Raw genomic sequence first — 17,736 nt, forward strand, 5'->3', positions numbered from 1 at the left:
CAAGTACAGGAAGAATGTATATAATGAGCGCGGCAGGATCACGCAGGCGAAGTGGGACGAGGTGTTCTCGGTGGAGAACCTGATCCACCCGCGCTTCATCAACAGCTAACCCGTCCGGCCCTGAAAAAGGCAAAGGCCCCGGCGCTCTTTCGCGCCGGGGCCTTTGTGTTTGTTTCCGTTTGCTCTCTGCCACGGGCTTGTTGCTCTGGCGGCTGCTTGCTGTGCTGCTGCACGCGCCACCGCTCCTCCTTCAGGCCCTGCCTGGTGCGGGTGGTGCGGTTTCGGGACGGGGGTAAAAAGGGAGCGCCCCGCTCCGCGGCTGCGGAGGGGGCGCTCTTTGTTGGGGTTGGCGGCCACCTACTCTCCCGGGTGTGACCCCAGTACCATCGGCGCGCCCGGGCTTAACTTCTCTGTTCGGGATGGGAAGAGGTGCTCACCGGGGCCATAGCCACCATTATCTTGCGCACGGCTGTTATGCGTGCCGGATGCTTTATGACATGACTTGTGGGGGAGAAACAAAATCGAGAGCGGCGGGCCGGTGCTGCTGACCGGACGCGCTCGGGCAATTAGTACCGCTCGGCTTTGCCATTCCTGGCTTTACACCTGCGGCCTATCGACGTCATCGTCTTTGACGGCCCTTAAGGGAGATCTCATCTTGGGGCGGGTTTCGCGCTTAGATGCTTTCAGCGCTTATCCCGTCCGAGCGTAGCTACCCTGCGCTGCGGCTGGCGCCACAACAGGTCCACCAGAGGCTCGTCCAACCCGGTCCTCTCGTACTAAGGTCAGGACCCCTCAAATCTCCTACGCCCACAACAGATAGGGACCGAACTGTCTCACGACGTTCTGAACCCAGCTCGCGTGCCACTTTAATCGGCGAACAGCCGAACCCTTGGGACCTTCTCCAGCCCCAGGACGTGACGAGCCGACATCGAGGTGCCAAACCTCCCCGTCGATATGAGCTCTTGGGGGAGATCAGCCTGTTATCCCCAGAGTACCTTTTATCCTTTGAGCGATGGCCCTTCCATGCGGAACCACCGGATCACTATATCCGCCTTTCGGCCCTGCTCGGCTTGTGGGCCTCACAGTCAAGCGCCCTTATGCTATTGCGCTCTGCGCACGGTTACCAAGCGTGCTGAGGGCACCTTTGAAAGCCTCCGTTACTGTTTTGGAGGCGACCACCCCAGTCAAACTACCCACCAAGCACTGTCCCCTGTCTTACAAGGTTAGGCGCCAAGCAACTCAAGGGTTGTATTTCAAGGACGGCTCCACGACGCCTGGCGACGCCGCTTCAAAGCCTCCAACCTATCCTACACATGAGTTACCCAGCGTCAATGCTAAGCTATAGTAAAGGTTCATGGGGTCTTTCCGTCCCGTTGCGGGTACTCGGCATCTTCACCGAGACTACAATTTCACCGAGCTCACGGCTGAGACAGCGCCCAGATCGTTACACCATTCGTGCAGGTCGGAACTTACCCGACAAGGAATTTCGCTACCTTAGGACCGTTATAGTTACGGCCGCCGTTTACCGGGGCTTCGATTCAGAGCTTCGCCTTACGGCTAACCCCCCCTCTTAACCTTCCGGCACCGGGCAGGTGTCAGGCCTTATACTTCATCTCTCGATTTCGCAAAGCCATGTGTTTTTGTTAAACAGTCGCCTGGGCCTTTTCACTGCGGCTTCTGCTATTGCTAGCAGGAAGCGCCCCTTCTCCCGAAGTTACAGGGCCATTTTGCCGAGTTCCTTGGCCGTGATTCACTCGAGCACCTTAGGATTCTCTCCTCGACCACCTGTGTCGGTTTGCGGTACGGGCGGCAAGCCATTTAAACGCTTAGCGGGTTTTCTAGGGAGCCTGATTAGGGACGATCTCCTTGGCCGGGGCCGCGGAGTACTTTCGGGTTTCAGCTAGGTCGGCGTACTTCACAACCGTCCTACTACCTACGCCCTTAAACGCGCTATTCCGTCAGCGCGCCGTCCTTTCACTTCTCCGTCACCGCATCGCTATGACGTGCCGGTACTGGAATATTAACCAGTTGTCCATCGACCTGCGCTTTCGCCTCGGCCTTAGGACCCGACTAACCCTGATCCGATTAGCGTTGATCAGGAAACCTTGGTCTTTCGGTGTGCGGGTTTCTCGCCCGCATTATCGTTACTTATGCCTACATTTGCTTTTCCAAGCGCTCCAACGCCCCTTGCCGGGACGCCTTCGTCGCCCTTGGAATGCTCCCCTACCAGTGTATAAATACAATCCGCAGCTTCGGTGCTGTGCTTGATGCCCGATTATTATCGATGCCCTGTCGCTCGACCAGTGAGCTGTTACGCACTCTTTAAAGGAATGGCTGCTTCCAAGCCAACCTCCTGGCTGTCTAGGCAACTGGACCCCCTTTGTTCAACTTAGCGCAGACTTTGGGACCTTAGCTGGCGGTCTGGGTTCTTTCCCTCTCGGCCTGGGACCTTAGCACCCCAGGCCTCACTGCCGTGTATATCAAATGGCATTCGGAGTTCGTCAGGATTCGGTAGGATGTGACTCCCCCTAGTCCTATCGGTAGCTCTACCTCCATATGACTCCACCACGACGCTGCCCCTAAAGGCATTTCGGGGAGTACGAGCTATTTCTCAGTTTGATTGGCCTTTCACCCCTACCCACAGGTCATCCAAATACTTTTCAACGTAAACTGGTTCGGACCTCCAACTGGTTTTACCCAGCCTTCATCCTGCCCATGGGTAGATCACAAAGTTTCGCGTCTACCCCCCCTGACTGCGCGCCCTGTTCAGACTCGCTTTCGCTGCGGCTCCGTGCTTTCAAACACTTAACCTCGCCAGGGAGGAGTAACTCGTAGGCTCATTATGCAAAAGGCACGCCGTCACCACACGAAGTGGCTCCGACCGCTTGTAAGCGCACGGTTTCAGGATCTGTTTCACCCCGTTATTCACGGTGCTTTTCACCTTTCCCTCACGGTACTGGTTCACTATCGGTCTCTCAGGAGTATTTAGCCTTACCGGATGGTGCCGGTGGATTCAGGCGGGATTTCTCCGGTCCCGCCCTACTCAGGATACCACTAGGGCCAAGCAGCTTACGCACACGGGACTATCACCCCCTATGGTCAGGCTTCCCAGCCTGTTATGCTTCAATACTTGGTCCCACGACGTGGTCCTACAACCCCAGGGCTGCCGTAACAGCACTGGTTTGGGCTAATCCGCGTTCGCTCGCCACTACTTGCGGAATCACTGTTGTTTTCTCTTCCTCCGGGTACTTAGATGTTTCAGTTCCCCGGGTTCGCCCCCCGTAGGGTAGTGTATCTTCAATACACTGGGTTGCCCCATTCGGAAATCTTCGGATCAACTCGTATGTGCCGATCCCCGAAGCTTATCGCAGCTTGTCGCGTCCTTCATCGCCTCTGAGAGCCTAGGCATCCCCCGTGCGCCCTTCTCTGCGTCTTCGGCCGGCCCCACAAGCGTGGGCCGGCCCGCCTCTCTCGCACTAGGGCCCTATCGCTAGGGCCTAGTCTATTTCTTTTGTCTCTCTCCCATCATGTCAAAGAACTTTCTCCTGAAGACGCTGGACATTAGACGCTAGATGTTAGACATCTAGCCCTTTTGCCAACTCTTTAAGATATGAAGCAAGAACCTGTCGTTCCTGCCTTGTGTTTACTCTCGGTGTGGAGAATAACGGAGTCGAACCGTTGACCTCCTGCGTGCAAAGCAGGCGCTCTAGCCAGCTGAGCTAATCCCCCAGGTAATTCGCGGTGGGCCTGCGTGGACTCGAACCACGGACCTCTACATTATCAGTGTAGCGCTCTAACCACCTGAGCTACAAGCCCGCTTCTCTGGCCGGGCCTGGCCGCCCGAGTAAGTGAGTTTTGAGCAATTGCCGAGACAGACGTTAACGTAAGCCTTAGGGGAGCCGAGGGCCGTCCCTAGAAAGGAGGTGATCCAGCCGCACCTTCCGGTACGGCTACCTTGTTACGACTTAGCCCCAGTTACCAGTTTTACCCTAGACGGCTCCTTTGAGGTCACCGGCTTCAGGTCTCCCTGACTTCCATGGCTTGACGGGCGGTGTGTACAAGGCCCGGGAACGTATTCACCGCGTCGTTGCTGATACGCGATTACTAGCGATTCCGGCTTCACGGAGTCGAGTTGCAGACTCCGATCCGAACTGAGACCGGCTTTTTGAGATTGGCGCCCCATCGCTGGGTGGCAACCCTCTGTACCGGCCATTGTAGCACGTGTGTAGCCCTAGGCGTAAGGGCCATGATGACCTGACGTCGTCCCCGCCTTCCTCGCTCCTTGCGGAGGCAGTCTCTCCAGAGTCCCCACCATGATGTGCTGGCAACTGAAGATAGGGGTTGCGCTCGTTGCGGGACTTAACCCAACACCTCACGGCACGAGCTGACGACGGCCATGCAGCACCTTGCTTTGTGCCCCGAAGGGAGGCTCCATCTCTGGAGCGGTCACGCGCATTCTAGCCTAGGTAAGGTTCCTCGCGTATCATCGAATTAAACCACATGCTCCACCGCTTGTGCGGGCCCCCGTCAATTCCTTTGAGTTTCACCCTTGCGGGCGTACTCCCCAGGTGGATGACTTAACGCTTTCGCTTGGACGCTGACAGTGTATCGCCAACATCGAGTCATCATCGTTTACGGCGTGGACTACCAGGGTATCTAATCCTGTTCGCTCCCCACGCTTTCGTGCCTCAGCGTCAGTTTCGGCCCAGCGAGCTGCCTACGCAATCGGGGTTCTTGGCGGTATCTAAGCATTTCACCGCTACACCGCCAGTTCCGCCCGCCTCGACCGAACTCAAGCCCGCCAGTATCAACGGCAGTTCCACGGTTGAGCCGTGGGATTTCACCGCTGACTTAACGGGCCGCCTACGCACCCTTTAAACCCAATAAATCCGGACAACGCTTGCACCCTCCGTATTACCGCGGCTGCTGGCACGGAGTTAGCCGGTGCTTATTCGCATGGTACCGTCAGTTACCCCCGCAGGGGCGTTTTCTTCCCATACAAAAGCAGTTTACAACCCAGAAGGCCTTCTTCCTGCACGCGGCATGGCTGGGTCAGCCTCTCGGCCATTGCCCAATATTCCCTACTGCTGCCTCCCGTAGGAGTCTGGTCCGTGTCTCAGTACCAGTGTGGGGGACCATCCTCTCAGAACCCCTAGCCATCGTAGCCATGGTGGGCCGTTACCCCGCCATCTAGCTAATGGCACGCATGCCCATCTTCCACCGCCGAAGCTTTTACCACGGTCGGATGCCCTCTCGTGGTCACATGCGGTATTAATCCGGATTTCTCCGGGCTATCCCCCTGTGGAAGGTAGGTTGCATACGCGTTACGCACCCGTGCGCCACTAACCAGGTCCCCGAAGGAACCTGATCCGTTCGACTTGCATGTATTAGGCCTGCCGCTAGCGTTCATCCTGAGCCAGGATCAAACTCTCCATTGTAAGAATATGCTTCCTGCGGCATAAAACCGCAAAATGTGTCTGTCCGACCCCGGCTCCCCTTGTGTCTGGCCCCCGAGGGGGCCGCAAGGTCTTACCTTAATTTCTGTCTCAAGCAATCTCTCAAAGAACTTTCCGAGGACCTGTTGTCCTCGCTTGCCGTCCTGCGACGTTATCTTCCTTTCTTTCCTCTTTCCCCTTCAGAGCCGTTCGCTCCGTGGCGGGGTGCAAAGGTAGCGGCTTTATTTCGAACCGCAAAACTTTTTTTGAACTTTATTTTCCCGGCCTCCGTAGCGCGGCTCGCGTTGGAAGCGGCTGCAAAGGTAAGGGGAAACTTCCGGAAAACAAGAAAAACTTTCTTTCTTTTTCTCTCCCCGGCCCGTCCCTCCAAAGGGGCGGAAGCCGGTGGCCGTCTCCTTCCGAGGCGGGCTGCAAAGGTAAGCAAAGCTTTCCGTTCCGCAAGGCCCCGGCCAAGTTTTTTTTTTCAGTCTCTCTTTCTCCGCCGGGGGCCCAAAACCGCGGCCGCAGCCTGTGTTAGCGTCCCCCCTTCTCTCCCGTCCCTGCTGAACCGGGATGCAAAAGTAGCAAACTTTCCCCGGCCCGCAAGCGCACGCCGCCAAATAAAACCGGAAAACCCGCAACAGCCTGGAGCTGAAGGGGATTATTTTTGCGGCTTTTCAAGTAAAGTTCCCTTTTTCTCCGGTCGTAGGTAATTAACACCCACTGCAACGGTGTTTGTTCCATCTAACCAGCTAAAATTTCAGCTTTTTTATCTGCCTCTTGTCTGTCTCTACTTTATACATTTGGATAGTACGCCCATAAAAAAACAGAAGGGGAGCAGAATTCAACTCATTCTGCTCCCCTTCTGTCTGGCATTTGTTTTTACACTACGCGCCCTTTGGCTTCTTATATAAAGGGACTGTACTGCACGGCTCCCCGTACATAATGCTGGCGGCAACGGGTAAGAGCTTTCGCATTACTTCCACATAGGCATAGGTTGGTACGGGCTCACTGCCACAGCCTTTCACTACAACTTTAGCGTCTCTGTACTCTTCTATGTCTACTTTGGCAATTGCCTCCTGCATTAACGCCTGCTCAAGTGCTTCCAAATCGCCGAACACGTAGTAGTTGGCATGCCCCTGCAGTTTAGACGCCAGAAGCATGTACGCCCAGGTTGGCACTATCGCATCCACAGAGCAAATGATGGCGACATTCTTCCCAGCATACTGCGACCAGTCGTGCTCTTTTACAAAGGCGCGAAAATCCTTCTCCCTCAGAATTAGCCCCTGAAAGAGGTTATCTTTTATATCATACACCACGCGCTCGCCTGGGTGCAGCAGCAGCTCCAGGTTCAGCGTAACCAGCGCACTTTGCGCCACTCTGTTTACTATTTCTTCTGACATGGTTGTTCTCCTTTTTATTTAGCGCCTTTCACGGCACTTGTTATATAAACATCCTTCAGGTAGAAGGGTTCATAATAGGCTACGTCCTCAAACTGCTTTTGCTCATACTTCGGCAAGGCCAGGGCTCCGATGGTTTTAGCCGATGGCAGCACCCCGTCTACGAACAGAGCGTTTGTGTTTGCCCCCACCATACCTTTATACTTGGAGGCACCGCTCCCGAAGAAGATAACCGGTTGCTCCTGTAGTCTCTCTCTAAACGTGTCCTCCTCCAGCACCACCGGCGCAATGGGCTCTACCTCCTGCAGCTCGTGGGTCAGCATGCAGGTGTATACTTCCATACGGCGGGCGTCCAGCATCGGGCAGAACAGGTAGCGCTCCGGGTTTGGTGTAGCGGCTATTACCTGCGCCGCCAGTCCGTACAAGGTGGACACCTCCAGCAGCGGAATGTTGAGGGCATAGCACAACCCTTTTGCCGTGGATGTGCCGATCCGAAGGCCTGTGTAGGAACCAGGGCCACCAGAAACGGCCACAGCGCTTAGCTCTTGCAGTGTGGCCCCGCAGTTCTCGACCAGCTGCGCCACCATAACGGTTATGTGCGAAGAGTGCGATTTCTCTATTTGCAGCTCAGAGGCTCCCAGCAGCTGCTGACCCTTATATAGTGCGATAGAGCAGACGGTGGTAGAGGTTTCGAGCGCGAGCAACAGTGGCATGTGCAAGTATGGTTATGGTTTAAAATCTACACAAAATTAAGCTAAGCCGGCGAGGGCACCAAAAGTATGGCCGCCGGAAAGCAAAAGAGGGAGGCACTGCTGCACCTCCCTCCCCTGCTTGTGTGTTTTATACTTTAGTTGGCCTTTAAGTACGCGTTATACTTAACCGGATCGTTCAGTACTTGTTTTGCCATCAGGATATCCGGGTCATCATCGAAAGAAGACTCAATATATCCCTTTTGCAGATAGTAGCGCGAGGCAATCTCCGCCTCCAACACCTCCTGGATCTCTTCGCGGAAGCGCATCAGGTCGTTTGCCTTGTTATGAGACACTTTTTGCTTTATCGCCTCCAGCTCTGCCTTTATATCATCGTAGTGCTTGCCCTCTTTGGCAGTTTCCGCTACATCTTTCAGTTCATTCTCTATGCCTGTTGTATAGGAAACGTCTTTATTCGCCAGGTAAGCCACAAACTTCTTGTACTCCTGATCCGTCAGCTGAAACTCCTTGGCCGCCGGAATGCTTGGGTGCTCCAGTTTATACTGGTTCGCATAGTCATAGAAGTAGCCCTTGCCGGCAATGGTTCTGGTAATCTCTGAGAAGCCCGTCTGCTTTACCTCTACATCCGGGCTCACGCCGCCTCCGTCATACACCACTCTGCCTGCCGCGGTTTTAAAGGCCACGCGCAGCGAGTCCGGTATTTTACCCACACTGCCGTCTTCGTTGCGATGCGTGTAGTCGATCGCCTGAATGCAGCGCCCGCTTGGGATGTAGTATTTGGCTGTGGTTACCTTTAACTGGGAGTTATAAGAGAGCGGACGCGTTACCTGCACCAGGCCCTTCCCGAAGGTGCGCTCCCCTACCAGCACGGCACGGTCGTAGTCCTGCATGACGCCGGCCACAATCTCGGAAGCCGACGCGCTGCGCGAACTGGTAAGTATCACCAGCGGCATGTTCTTGTCCAGCGGCTCGTCGAGCGCCTTGTACGTTTTATTCCACTCCTCTACCTTGCCCTTCGTGCTGACGATATCCGTGCCCTTGTCCACAAACACGTTGGAGATGTTCACCGCCTCATGCAGCAGGCCGCCCGGGTTGTCGCGCAGGTCAAACACAATCTTCTTGGCGCCCATCTCCTTTAGTTTCTGGACGGCCGTTCTCACCTCTTTGCCCGCATCCATGGTAAAGCCTGAAAGCTGGAAGTAGCCAATCTCGCTATCCAGCATACCATAGTAAGGCACATTATCCACCACGATATTCTCACGCATCAGCTCCACGTTCCGTGATTTGGCCTGGCCGTAGCTGCGCACCTCCAGTTTAATGGCCGTGTTCGCCTGCCCTTTCAGCAGCTTGCTCACCTCCTCTGAAGACTTACCCTGCACGTTCACCCCGTTCACCTTCAGTATCTCGTCGCCGATGGCCAAACCAGCTTTGTGCGCCGGGGAGTTCTCGTAAGGCATCTGCACCATCACCTTGCCGTCGCGGGCACCGATAATAGCACCGATTCCGCCGTACTGACCGGTGGTCATGGTGCGGAAGTCTTCAATATCGTCTTCGGGAATGTAGTTGGTGTACGGGTCGAGCGATTTCAGCATGGCATCAATGCCGGTGCGCATCATCTGTGCGGGCGGCACATCGTCCACATAATAGGTGTTTACTTCCTTAAAAAGCGTGGCAAAAACGTCGAGGTTCTTGGCTATTTCGAAGTATCGCTCAGAATCCGTTTTAAAGGAGAAAAGGCCGAGGGCAAAAACGCCGACAAAAAGGCCAGCGATGGATTTCTTATACATAATATCAGGCTTAAGAGACGAGGTGAGTCTATTTATTTAGACAACGCTCTAAACCTGAAATTAGTTTTTTTTGAATAGACTGGAAGGATTTTTTTTCCTTGCCGATGTACAGGATACCCAGCAGGCGGGGTGCCTGCTCAGGGTGCTGGTACAGTATGTGCTTGTTGAGGCGGTAAGCCTCCCGTATTTGCCGTTTCAGGCGGTTACGGTCTACAGCGCGCTTAAAATAGCGCTTAGACACAGAAATGAGCACCTGGGTGGAGCCAGGCGGCAGGTTCTCCGGCGTGTAGTACACAAACCGCAGCGGATACAAATTAAAAGAAGAACTCTTGGCGAAAAGCAGCGAAATAAGCCGCTTACTGCACAAGTGTTCTTCTTTCGAAAATGTATAAGTGTTAGGCTGGCCGGCTTGCTGCTCGTTAGCTGCTGCTGAATCCATTAGCGGCTGTATACTACTAGCGAAGCCAATTCCTGCATCAGGAATTAAGCTGCCTTATGTCTTTTCTCGCTAGAAACTGTCAGTCTCTTTCTGCCTTTGGCTCTTCTGCTGGCCAATACTCTTCTACCGTTTGCGGTCTCCATTCTAGATCTGAAACCGTGCTTATTTCTTCTTTTTCTCTGAGAAGGCTGGAATGTTCTTTTCATCGTCTGCCAATGGTTTTATTATGGCCTGCAAAATTAGTAAACCTTTGTAAAATAGCAAAGTCTGCCTCAGAAATTTTGCAAAAAGATGCAGAGAGGCTGCGTAGTGGCTGCTCAAACGGCTTTTGCAGCCGCCGCTGCTTCTCCTGTTGCTGGTGCAAGTCTCCAGGTTTGGGGCTTACTGTAGTGCCGGGCCTTTGGCTCGGCTAGCTCAAAAAGCCGCACATCCACCGCCTCGGCTGTACTTTACGCCGTTATACTTCTGCAGCCGTCGGCTGCGTCTTCACCCAAGCGAACCTTCCTGGCTACGTTCACCCTGCAGGCCTAGGCACCGGATCTCCAAAGCCCGGAGGAACATACCCAGGAGTAGCGGGCAACTGGGTGCAGGGCAGTGTTGCCCTCCTTGTTTTAGCAGAGCACCTTGCATGCCGCGCCTTTGACTTTCCGTTCCGGCTACTTTATACTTGTATCACTTTTAGGCACTCCAAAGTATAACCGTACTTCACCAGCATCCATACCTATGATCTACTACCACCTCTCCTTCCAAAACCCGCTCACGCATTTTCTCGACGTCAGGATTACTGTAAAAGACAACCAACAGCAGGAGCTGTACCTGCAGCTGCCTGCCTGGCGGCCCGGCAGGTATGAGCTGCAGCATTTTGCACAGAAACTGAGTGCCGTTACGGCAACGGCCAATGGGGAAAGCTTGAACATTGAAAAGGCCACCAAAGACCGCTGGCAGGTACAGGCCGGTGGCGCCACGGAAGTAGAGATCCGCTACCGTTTCTTTGCCAGGCAGATGGACGCCGGGGGCTCGTGGCTGGACGAGCAGCAGCTTTACCTGAACCCGATCAACTGCCTGATGGCCGTAGAGGGCAGGGAGCAGGAGCCTTGCCAGCTTAAGCTGCAGCTACCGCAGGAGTGGCAGCTTGCCTGCGGGCTGCCGGAGAAAGAGAGGCACACACTACAGGCTGCCAGCTTTGACGAATTGGCAGACAGCCCTTTTATCGCCAGCGACAGCCTCAGCCGGGAAACCTTCAAGGTGGGCGGCTATACTTTCCACATCTGGATGCAGGGCGACTGCCAGCCGGACTGGCAAAAGCTGACCCGCGACTTCGAAGGCTTTACGCGCGAGCAGCTGGAGGTATTCGGCGAGTTTCCGGTGCCGGAGTACCATTACCTGAACGAAATACTGCCTTACCGCTTCTACCACGGCGTGGAGCACAGCCACTCCACCGTTATTACACTGGGGCCGGGCGAGCTGCTGATGGCACCCAGCCTGTACAAGGAGTTCGTGGGCGTGAGCTCGCACGAGCTTTTCCATACCTGGAACATCAAGAAGATTCGCCCAAAGGAAATGCTGCCCTACAACTTTGCGCAGGAGAACTACTTTAAAACCGGTTATGTGGCCGAGGGCATCACCACCTACTACGGCGATTACATGCTGGCCCGCAGCGGGTTCTTCTCTGCCGAAGCATATTTTGAAGAGCTGAACACGACCCTGCAGCGCTACTTTGCCGACTACAGCCGCCACAACCTCTCTGTGGCAGACTCCTCCTTTGACCTGTGGCTCGACGGCTACAAGCCCGGCATCCCCGACCGTAAGGTGTCTATTTACATCAAAGGTGCCTTAACCGCCCTGCTCCTGGACCTGCAGCTACGCCAGGCCACCGACAGCAAGGCCAGCCTGGATGTGGTGATGCGGAAGCTCTGGGAGCGATACGGGAAAGGGAACGTTGGCTACACGGCGCAGGATTACGCCCAATTAGTTGACGAGGTGGCTGGTCAATCATTTCAATCCTACTTTGATAACTTCATAAACGGCACCGCGCCTATTGAGCAACCGCTGGATGAAGCCCTGCACTTTGTTGGCTGCACGCTTAAAGAGCAGCAGAACCCGCTACGGCACGAAGGCAGATACGGCTTTAAGGTATCCACCGAGGGAAGTGCAAAAGTGACAGCCGTGGCGCCAGGCTCACCGGCCAGTGAGTTGCTAAGTATAGACGACGAACTTGTGGCACTCAATGGCCGAAAGCTGGAGAACAACCTGCAGCAACTACTGGCACTGGAGCCAAAGGAGGTGGAGCTGGTGCTGTTCAGGGACAAGCAACTGCGCGTGGTAAGGCTGGAGCAAAACCAGGAAAGCTACTACAGCAAGTACACGGTAGAGAAACGGGCAAACGCAACAGCAGCAGAGAAGGAGAACTTCAAACGCTGGCTAAAGCAGGAGTTTTAGTTTAGATATTAGACGCTAGATTTTAGACGTTAGATTTTGGACGCCAGACTTACTTCTGGCTTGGCTGCTGATACTATCATTCCCAACCTCATACTTGAATATTAGAAAGCGGAACCTAAACCTGCCGTCAAAGCGGCTTTTTACTTTACGTCAATAGAAAAGTCTTTTGTCTTGATACTTATGTCTTGTGTCTCTCAATTAAACAGCAATCTCATGTAGAATGAAGGCTGGCGCAGGCGCTGGCGCATGTCTATGTCGTTGAACATACAGGAGATGGTTTCGGCGAGCGCCTGGTTTTTAGAAGCCTTGCTGGCAAGTTGGTTAAAGAGCCAGGGGTACTTCAGCAGCTTCTGCATCTGGCGGCTGAGCCGAAGCTCCTTCCAGAGGCGGTTGTACACCGCTTTATCGTAGCCGCGCATAAAAGCAGCGGAGAAGTCCTGCTGCTCCAGGCACTGCGCCGCCTGTGCCGCTGCCCAGCGGCCACTGATCATGGCATTGCTGATGCCTTCGCCGGTAAAGGGGTCAATCAGCGCCCCCGCATCCCCTAAAAGCATGTAGCTATCGCCGGAGATCACCCGCTTCCGGGAGCCCAGCGGCAGGCCATACCCCCGGATACTGTCGATCAGCTCGGCGTTGGCAAAGCGCTGCTTCAGGTCGGGGTGCGTCGCCAGCATCTGGAGCATTTCCTTTTTCAGGTTGATTTTCTTACGGCTCACTTCGCTGCTCAGCATGCCTACCCCCACGTTCGCCTGCCCCCCCGGCAGCGGAAACACCCAGAGGTAGCCCGGCAGGAAATCCCTGAAGAAGTGCAACTCAATAAAATTGTCGGCATCCATGCCCGCCACACCCCTGTAATAGGCCCGCAAGCCGGCGCAGTAGTGCTCCGGCTCCTGCTCCAGCCCCGCCACATGGCGCGTAAACCCAGACTGGGCTCCGTTTGCCACCAGCAGCAGCCTCGCCTGCACCAGCGGCTGGCCCTGCTTGTCAGAAAGTACAAACCCGCCCTGGGCCGTACGCTCATACTTATGCAGCGCCACCCCTTCCCACAGCTCCACCTCCGGCCGCTGCCGTACCTGCTCTATCAAAAAGTTGTCGAAATCAACACGCTTGGAGATATAGCCTGCCGGCACGTCCTGCTCCGGGCGGTAGTCATACTTAAAAGGCACGCTCAGCTTCTGCCCTCCCGGCGAGATAAAGTGTATCCCCCACGACGGCAGCGCCTCCTGCTGCGCCCCCAGCAAGGCCGGCAGCTCCGGAGAGATCCGCCTCAGCTCATTTACCACTTTGCCGCTCAGGGCGTCGCCGCACACCTTATCGCGCGGAAACACCGCTTTGTCTATCAGAAGCGATGGGATGCCTTTAGTGGCAAGGTGAAGGGCGGCAGTGGCACCGGCAGGGCCGGCTCCCAGGATACAAACGTCTGTTTCGTGCATAGCGTGTTCAAATACTTCTTTAAATATAAACAGAAGCAGCCAAACGGCACAGAGCAGACATAAAAAAGAGGAAGCCCTTCTACAGGACTTCCTCTTCCGTTGTTTTCATAGTTTATTCTGCTTAACAGCCCTACTTTTTATCGTAAGGCATGTTGTTACCGCCTTTTGCTAAGTTACGGTTCGGGTTCTGCACTTTCGTAGCGTCTTTGTTCAGTGCGTTGCGGTTAGGATTATCGTCGATGTTGCCCATCGGCTTCTTTGGATCCGCCTCGTTGGGGTTATTTTTCTTCAACTCATCCAGGTTTTTTTTATTTTGATTCTTTATGCTCATAGTTCGTTCTCCTCATTAGTCTATACTTAGTATACCCTGCCAGGCAGCACTTTGTTGCACCTTGATGCTGCACCTCCTGTGTAATTACTGCAAATACAGCGATTCTAAAGAATATTTATAGTACTATATCTAAAACAAAAGGGAAGACCGAAGCCTCCCCTTTTTTGTTTTATCCTGTATACTTCCTGTACCTACTGCAGCACGGTATCAAAGGCCACCAGGTTTACGAACTGCTGCACGCGGCTATCGATCTCTTCCTGTGTCAGGCTCTTCAGGCGCTCTGTGCCGAACTTCTCTACGCAGAACGATGCCAGGGCAGAACCGTGGATCACGGCGCGCTTCATGCCCTCGAAGCTCGTGTCGCCTGTGCTGGCGATGTAGCCGATAAAGCCACCGGCAAAAGTATCGCCGGCTCCGGTTGGGTCAAACACCTCTTCCAGCGGAAGGGCCGGCGCGAAGAACACCTTATCCTCGTTGAACAGCAGGGCACCGTGCTCCCCTTTTTTGATGATCAGGAACTTGGGGCCCATGCCCATGATCTTCTTAGCCGCTTTCACCAGGGAGTACTCGCCGCTCAGCTGGCGTGCCTCCTCATCGTTGATCGAAAGCACGTCGACCAGTTTAATGGTTTCTTTCAGCTCTTCCAGGGCGATATCCATCCAGAAGTTCATCGTGTCCATCACGATCAGCTTCGGGCGCTTCGCCAGGCGCTCTATTACCGTCTTCTGCACCTGCGGCGCCAGGTTGCCCAGCATCAGGTACTCGCATCCCTGATAGCTCTCCGGGATGATCGGATCGAAATCGCCGAGCACGTTGAGTTCCGTTGCCAGCGTTTCGCGGCTGTTCATGTCGTTAAAATAGCGGCCAGACCAGAAGAAAGACTTTTCGTTCTCCTTTACCTGCACACCTTCGGTGCTGATGTTGCGCTCGTGCATCAGCTTGATGTGGTCCTGGTCAAAGTCGCCGCCCACTACCGAAACCACGTTTACCGGCTTCACAAAATAAGAGGCCGACAAAGAAATATAGGTCGCCGCGCCACCAACAATTTTATCTGTTTTTCCGAAGGGAGTCTCCAGCGCATCAAACGCCATCGAACCAACTACTGTTAAGCTCATATCTTTAAATTTTGAATGACTGATTTTTGCACGGGTGAACGCCCAGGCCTTGCGAACAAGGCAAGCCGGCCACCCAACCATGCAATATAAACAAAAAAGCCCTTGAAGTTTCAGCTTCAAGGGCTTGGGGTGGAAGATGGGGCTCGAACCCACGACCCCCAGAATCACAATCTGGTGCTCTAACCTACTGAGCTACAACCACCGTGTCTCGTTTGAGTGTGCAAATATACGTAGCATTTGACACAATGCAATAGCTGGCGCATATTTTTTAGCTCAAAAAAGCCCTTACAACTATAAACAACTATAAATCAGAAGCATATTTTTCCTGAATATATAGCCTCCGCTATAGTACTGCCTGCGGCTATTTGCTGAGCCTGTGCCCGCACCACGGGCAGTAGTTGATTACGACCATGGAGGCACCGCCATCGTGGATGGGAATACCGTACAGCCCCTCGTCCCATTTGTTGATGATTACTTCCGGGTCGCCGTACCTGGTTTCCCCTTCCTCATCTAGGCTCTGGAATACTTTATCGGCTAGCATCATGCAGCAGTAGCGCTCGTAGTCGAAGCCCTGGCTTTTTAATTTCTCGGCTGTGGCCCAGTTGTAGCAGGCCTCATCCTCATGCACGGCATCAACATAGGCCTCATACTCTTCTGAAGCCATTACCTCCTCCGGCAGCTCCTCCCCGGAGAAGCGGGCATGCAATTCTTTAAATTTATCCAGCTCCATTGCGCTCTGTAACTCTCTTGTAAAACCTGTGCCGGCAACGCGCTTGCTTTGCATGAAGGATAGAAACCCGTTCTAAGGCTAGCGCATAATGTCTGTGTCAACCGGCGTATACCCCAAATGCCTGCTCAGCGAGAGCACCTGCCCTTTATGATGGTACTCATGCGTGACCACGTGCGTGAACAGCTTCAGCGGGCTTGCCTGGGCAGGTGTGTTGTTTATACTTAATTTGATCTCGGATAGATAGTCCTGCGAAAAGGCGTCGAGAAAAGCCGCCACCAGTGCATCAACGCTTTGGAAGAAGCTGCGGCAGGCTTCCACGTTTCCGATGGCCTCTGGCGCTGTAAGGCTGGCTTCCCGGCGCAAGGCCCGCTTCCCCAGCCAGAGCTCATAGGTGTTGCCAACATGCACCAGCAGGTTCCGCATACTCCCCCTCCCGAAGGAGCTGTTCTCCATACAAAAGTCGGCAGTCGTTATCGTGTCGCAGTACTGCAGCAGCACCTCACGCGACTGTTGCACCATTGCATACTGCTGCCTTAAAGTGGCTTGCGGTTCCATCGGCACTGGCTCTAGCTCCCTACTTACCTGTCGAACAGCAGGCGCTCCCCTTTCTTGCTCTCATCAAACGCTCCGTTGGCAAAGGCCAGGTGCCCGGAAACCAAGGTGTGCGTAATGCTGCTGCTGAAGGTATGGCCCTCGAACGGCGACCAGTTACACTTGTAGTAGGTGTTCTCTTTGGTAACCGTGTACGGCTTGTTCAGGTCTACCAGCACCAGGTCGGCCCAGTAACCTTCGCGTATGTAGCCGCGCTCGCGCACGTTAAACAGTATAGCCGGGGCATGCGCCATTTTCTCCACCACTTTCTCCAGCGTCAGCTTGCCCTGCTTCACAAACTCCAGCATCATCTGCAGTGAGTGCTGCACCAGCGGCACCCCAGACGGTGCTTTTTTATACTTGGCCTGCTTCTCGTCCCAGGTGTGCGGCGCGTGGTCGGTGGCAATCACATCCAGCTTATCTTCCAACAGCCCCTGCAGCAGTCCTTCTTTGTGGCGATGCTCTTTTATAGCCGGGTTACACTTTATCTGGGTGCCGTACTTCTCGTAGTCCTCCTTATCAAACCACAGGTGGTGCACACATATCTCTGCTGTGATGCGCTTCTGCTTCAGCGGGATATCGTTGCGGAAAAGCTTCAGCTCTTCTTCGGTGGAGATGTGCAGGATGTGCAGGCGCGTGTTGTGCTTCTCGGCCAGCTTTACGGCCAGGTACGATGATTTAAAGCAGGCGACCTCGTTCCGTATCTCAGGGTGGCAGCTGATCGGAATGTCTTCGCCATACTTCTCTTCGTACAGCGCCATGTTGTCGCGTATGGTCTGCTCGTCCTCGCAGTGCACCGCAATCGGCAGTTTGGCTTTCGAGAAGATCTGCTCCAGCGTCTCCTCATTATCCACCAGCATGTTGCCCGTAGACGAGCCCATGAAAATCTTGATGCCGCACACCGTGTTGGGGTTGGTAAGCAGCACCTCGGCCAGGTTATCGTTGGTGGCGCCCATGTAGAAGGAGTAGTTCGCCAGCGAGGTCTCAGCGGCTATTTTATACTTGTCCTCCAACAGCTCCTGCGTGGTAGCGTTGGGCACCGTGTTGGGCATCTCCATAAAAGAGGTGGTACCGCCTGCCACAGCCGCACGGGCTTCCGTTTCTATGTTGGCCTTATGCGTCAGGCCGGGCTCCCGGAAGTGCACCTGGTCGTCGATCACGCCGGGCAGCAGGTGCAGCCCGGTGGCATCTATGGTTTCATCAGCCGCGGCACTTATACCTTGGCCTACACGGGTGATACGGCCTTCTTCTACCAGTACATCGGCAGTAGTTATACTTCCTTCGTTTACGAGTTGTGCGTTTTTTATGAGGATAGACTTCATCTGC

13 protein-coding genes, 3 tRNA genes and 3 rRNA genes are annotated in these 17,736 nt (G+C 54.4%); 1 reads left to right on the plus strand and 18 read right to left on the minus strand.

Translation table 11 applies throughout. The features are described from left to right. Positions 1-344: 344 nt before the first annotated feature. The 11 genes from rrf to rpmH form a co-directional block, all read right to left on the minus strand. A 5S ribosomal RNA gene (gene rrf, locus CA264_RS14695) occupies positions 345-456 on the minus strand. Positions 457-546: 90 nt separating this feature from the next. After that, positions 547-3,438, minus strand: a 23S ribosomal RNA gene (locus CA264_RS14700). A 217-nt stretch (positions 3,439-3,655) separates the two neighbouring features. After that, positions 3,656-3,729, minus strand: a tRNA-Ala gene (locus CA264_RS14705). A 13-nt stretch (positions 3,730-3,742) separates the two neighbouring features. Further along, positions 3,743-3,816, minus strand: a tRNA-Ile gene (locus tag CA264_RS14710). Between the two features lie 100 nt (positions 3,817-3,916). Beyond that, positions 3,917-5,438 (minus strand): 16S ribosomal RNA (locus CA264_RS14715). The 16S, 23S and 5S rRNA genes sit together here with 2 tRNA genes alongside, the layout of an rRNA operon. Positions 5,439-5,969: 531 nt before the next feature. After that, positions 5,970-6,179: a hypothetical protein gene (locus CA264_RS14725; protein ID WP_119570450.1), complete on the minus strand. Its 210-nt coding sequence runs from the start codon at positions 6,177-6,179 to the stop codon at positions 5,970-5,972. Positions 6,180-6,322: 143 nt separating this feature from the next. Next, the gene (locus tag CA264_RS14730; protein WP_025608153.1) at positions 6,323-6,838 is read right to left on the minus strand and encodes a DUF2480 family protein; all 516 of its coding nucleotides are present in this window, start codon (positions 6,836-6,838) and stop codon (positions 6,323-6,325) included. A gap of 14 nt (positions 6,839-6,852) precedes the next feature. Beyond that, on the minus strand, positions 6,853-7,548 hold the full coding sequence (gene tsaB / locus CA264_RS14735; protein ID WP_025608154.1) for a tRNA (adenosine(37)-N6)-threonylcarbamoyltransferase complex dimerization subunit type 1 TsaB: 696 nt from the start codon (positions 7,546-7,548) through the stop codon (positions 6,853-6,855). Positions 7,549-7,682: 134 nt separating this feature from the next. Continuing rightward, the gene (locus CA264_RS14740) at positions 7,683-9,332 is read right to left on the minus strand and encodes a S41 family peptidase (RefSeq protein ID WP_025608155.1); all 1,650 of its coding nucleotides are present in this window, start codon (positions 9,330-9,332) and stop codon (positions 7,683-7,685) included. 28 nt (positions 9,333-9,360) lie between these two features. Then, positions 9,361-9,771 (minus strand): ribonuclease P protein component, encoded by a 411-nt coding sequence (locus CA264_RS14745; protein WP_025608156.1) that lies wholly within the window; start codon positions 9,769-9,771, stop codon positions 9,361-9,363. A 44-nt stretch (positions 9,772-9,815) separates the two neighbouring features. Beyond that, a complete protein-coding gene (gene rpmH / locus CA264_RS14750; protein WP_071784616.1) occupies positions 9,816-9,977 on the minus strand; it encodes a 50S ribosomal protein L34 in 162 nt (53 codons plus the stop codon). Between the two features lie 517 nt (positions 9,978-10,494). Here rpmH and CA264_RS14755 point away from each other — a divergent pair. Continuing rightward, positions 10,495-12,210, plus strand: a complete 1,716-nt coding sequence (locus CA264_RS14755) for a M61 family metallopeptidase (protein WP_036776919.1) — start codon at positions 10,495-10,497, stop codon at positions 12,208-12,210. Positions 12,211-12,404: 194 nt separating this feature from the next. On the opposite strand, the gene CA264_RS14760 is transcribed toward CA264_RS14755, so the two are convergent. The 7 genes from CA264_RS14760 to CA264_RS14790 form a co-directional block, all read right to left on the minus strand. Beyond that, entirely contained in the window at positions 12,405-13,643 is a 1,239-nt protein-coding gene (locus tag CA264_RS14760) for an NAD(P)/FAD-dependent oxidoreductase (protein ID WP_025608158.1), read from the minus strand. Positions 13,644-13,773: 130 nt separating this feature from the next. Then, entirely contained in the window at positions 13,774-13,974 is a 201-nt protein-coding gene (locus CA264_RS14765; protein WP_025608159.1) for a hypothetical protein, read from the minus strand. A gap of 191 nt (positions 13,975-14,165) precedes the next feature. Further along, a complete protein-coding gene (locus CA264_RS14770; RefSeq protein WP_025608160.1) occupies positions 14,166-15,089 on the minus strand; it encodes a PfkB family carbohydrate kinase in 924 nt (307 codons plus the stop codon). A gap of 125 nt (positions 15,090-15,214) precedes the next feature. Next, positions 15,215-15,291: transfer RNA gene (locus tag CA264_RS14775), tRNA-His, on the minus strand. A 159-nt stretch (positions 15,292-15,450) separates the two neighbouring features. Beyond that, positions 15,451-15,819 carry a DUF6980 family protein gene (locus CA264_RS14780; protein ID WP_157593708.1) on the minus strand — a complete coding sequence of 123 codons (369 nt, stop codon included), beginning with the start codon at positions 15,817-15,819 and terminating at the stop codon, positions 15,451-15,453. Positions 15,820-15,897: 78 nt separating this feature from the next. Next, on the minus strand, positions 15,898-16,374 hold the full coding sequence (locus CA264_RS14785) for a DinB family protein (protein WP_036776923.1): 477 nt from the start codon (positions 16,372-16,374) through the stop codon (positions 15,898-15,900). A gap of 23 nt (positions 16,375-16,397) precedes the next feature. Further along, positions 16,398-17,732, minus strand: a complete 1,335-nt coding sequence (locus CA264_RS14790; RefSeq protein ID WP_025608163.1) for a dihydroorotase — start codon at positions 17,730-17,732, stop codon at positions 16,398-16,400. Positions 17,733-17,736: the final 4 nt, after the last annotated feature.

The sequence above is a fragment of the Pontibacter actiniarum genome (assembly GCF_003585765.1).
GTDB lineage: Bacteria > Bacteroidota > Bacteroidia > Cytophagales > Hymenobacteraceae > Pontibacter > Pontibacter actiniarum.

Bases quoted from the DNA above. Each gene is read 5' to 3' on its own strand.
- CA264_RS14765 (WP_025608159.1), bottom strand. From the start codon at position 13,974: ATGAGCATAAAGAATCAAAATAAAAAAAACCTGGATGAGTTGAAGAAA.
- CA264_RS14790 (WP_025608163.1), bottom strand. From the start codon at position 17,732: ATGAAGTCTATCCTCATAAAAAACGCACAACTCGTAAACGAAGGAAGT.
- CA264_RS14785 (WP_036776923.1), bottom strand. From the start codon at position 16,374: ATGGAACCGCAAGCCACTTTAAGGCAGCAGTATGCAATGGTGCAACAG.
- rpmH (WP_071784616.1), bottom strand. From the start codon at position 9,977: ATGAAAAGAACATTCCAGCCTTCTCAGAGAAAAAGAAGAAATAAGCAC.
- tsaB (WP_025608154.1), bottom strand. From the start codon at position 7,548: ATGCCACTGTTGCTCGCGCTCGAAACCTCTACCACCGTCTGCTCTATC.
- CA264_RS14740 (WP_025608155.1), bottom strand. From the start codon at position 9,332: ATGTATAAGAAATCCATCGCTGGCCTTTTTGTCGGCGTTTTTGCCCTC.
- CA264_RS14755 (WP_036776919.1), top strand. From the start codon at position 10,495: ATGATCTACTACCACCTCTCCTTCCAAAACCCGCTCACGCATTTTCTC.
- CA264_RS14760 (WP_025608158.1), bottom strand. From the start codon at position 13,643: ATGCACGAAACAGACGTTTGTATCCTGGGAGCCGGCCCTGCCGGTGCC.
- CA264_RS14780 (WP_157593708.1), bottom strand. From the start codon at position 15,819: ATGGAGCTGGATAAATTTAAAGAATTGCATGCCCGCTTCTCCGGGGAG.
- CA264_RS14730 (WP_025608153.1), bottom strand. From the start codon at position 6,838: ATGTCAGAAGAAATAGTAAACAGAGTGGCGCAAAGTGCGCTGGTTACG.
- CA264_RS14725 (WP_119570450.1), bottom strand. From the start codon at position 6,179: ATGGAACAAACACCGTTGCAGTGGGTGTTAATTACCTACGACCGGAGA.
- CA264_RS14770 (WP_025608160.1), bottom strand. From the start codon at position 15,089: ATGAGCTTAACAGTAGTTGGTTCGATGGCGTTTGATGCGCTGGAGACT.
- CA264_RS14745 (WP_025608156.1), bottom strand. From the start codon at position 9,771: ATGGATTCAGCAGCAGCTAACGAGCAGCAAGCCGGCCAGCCTAACACT.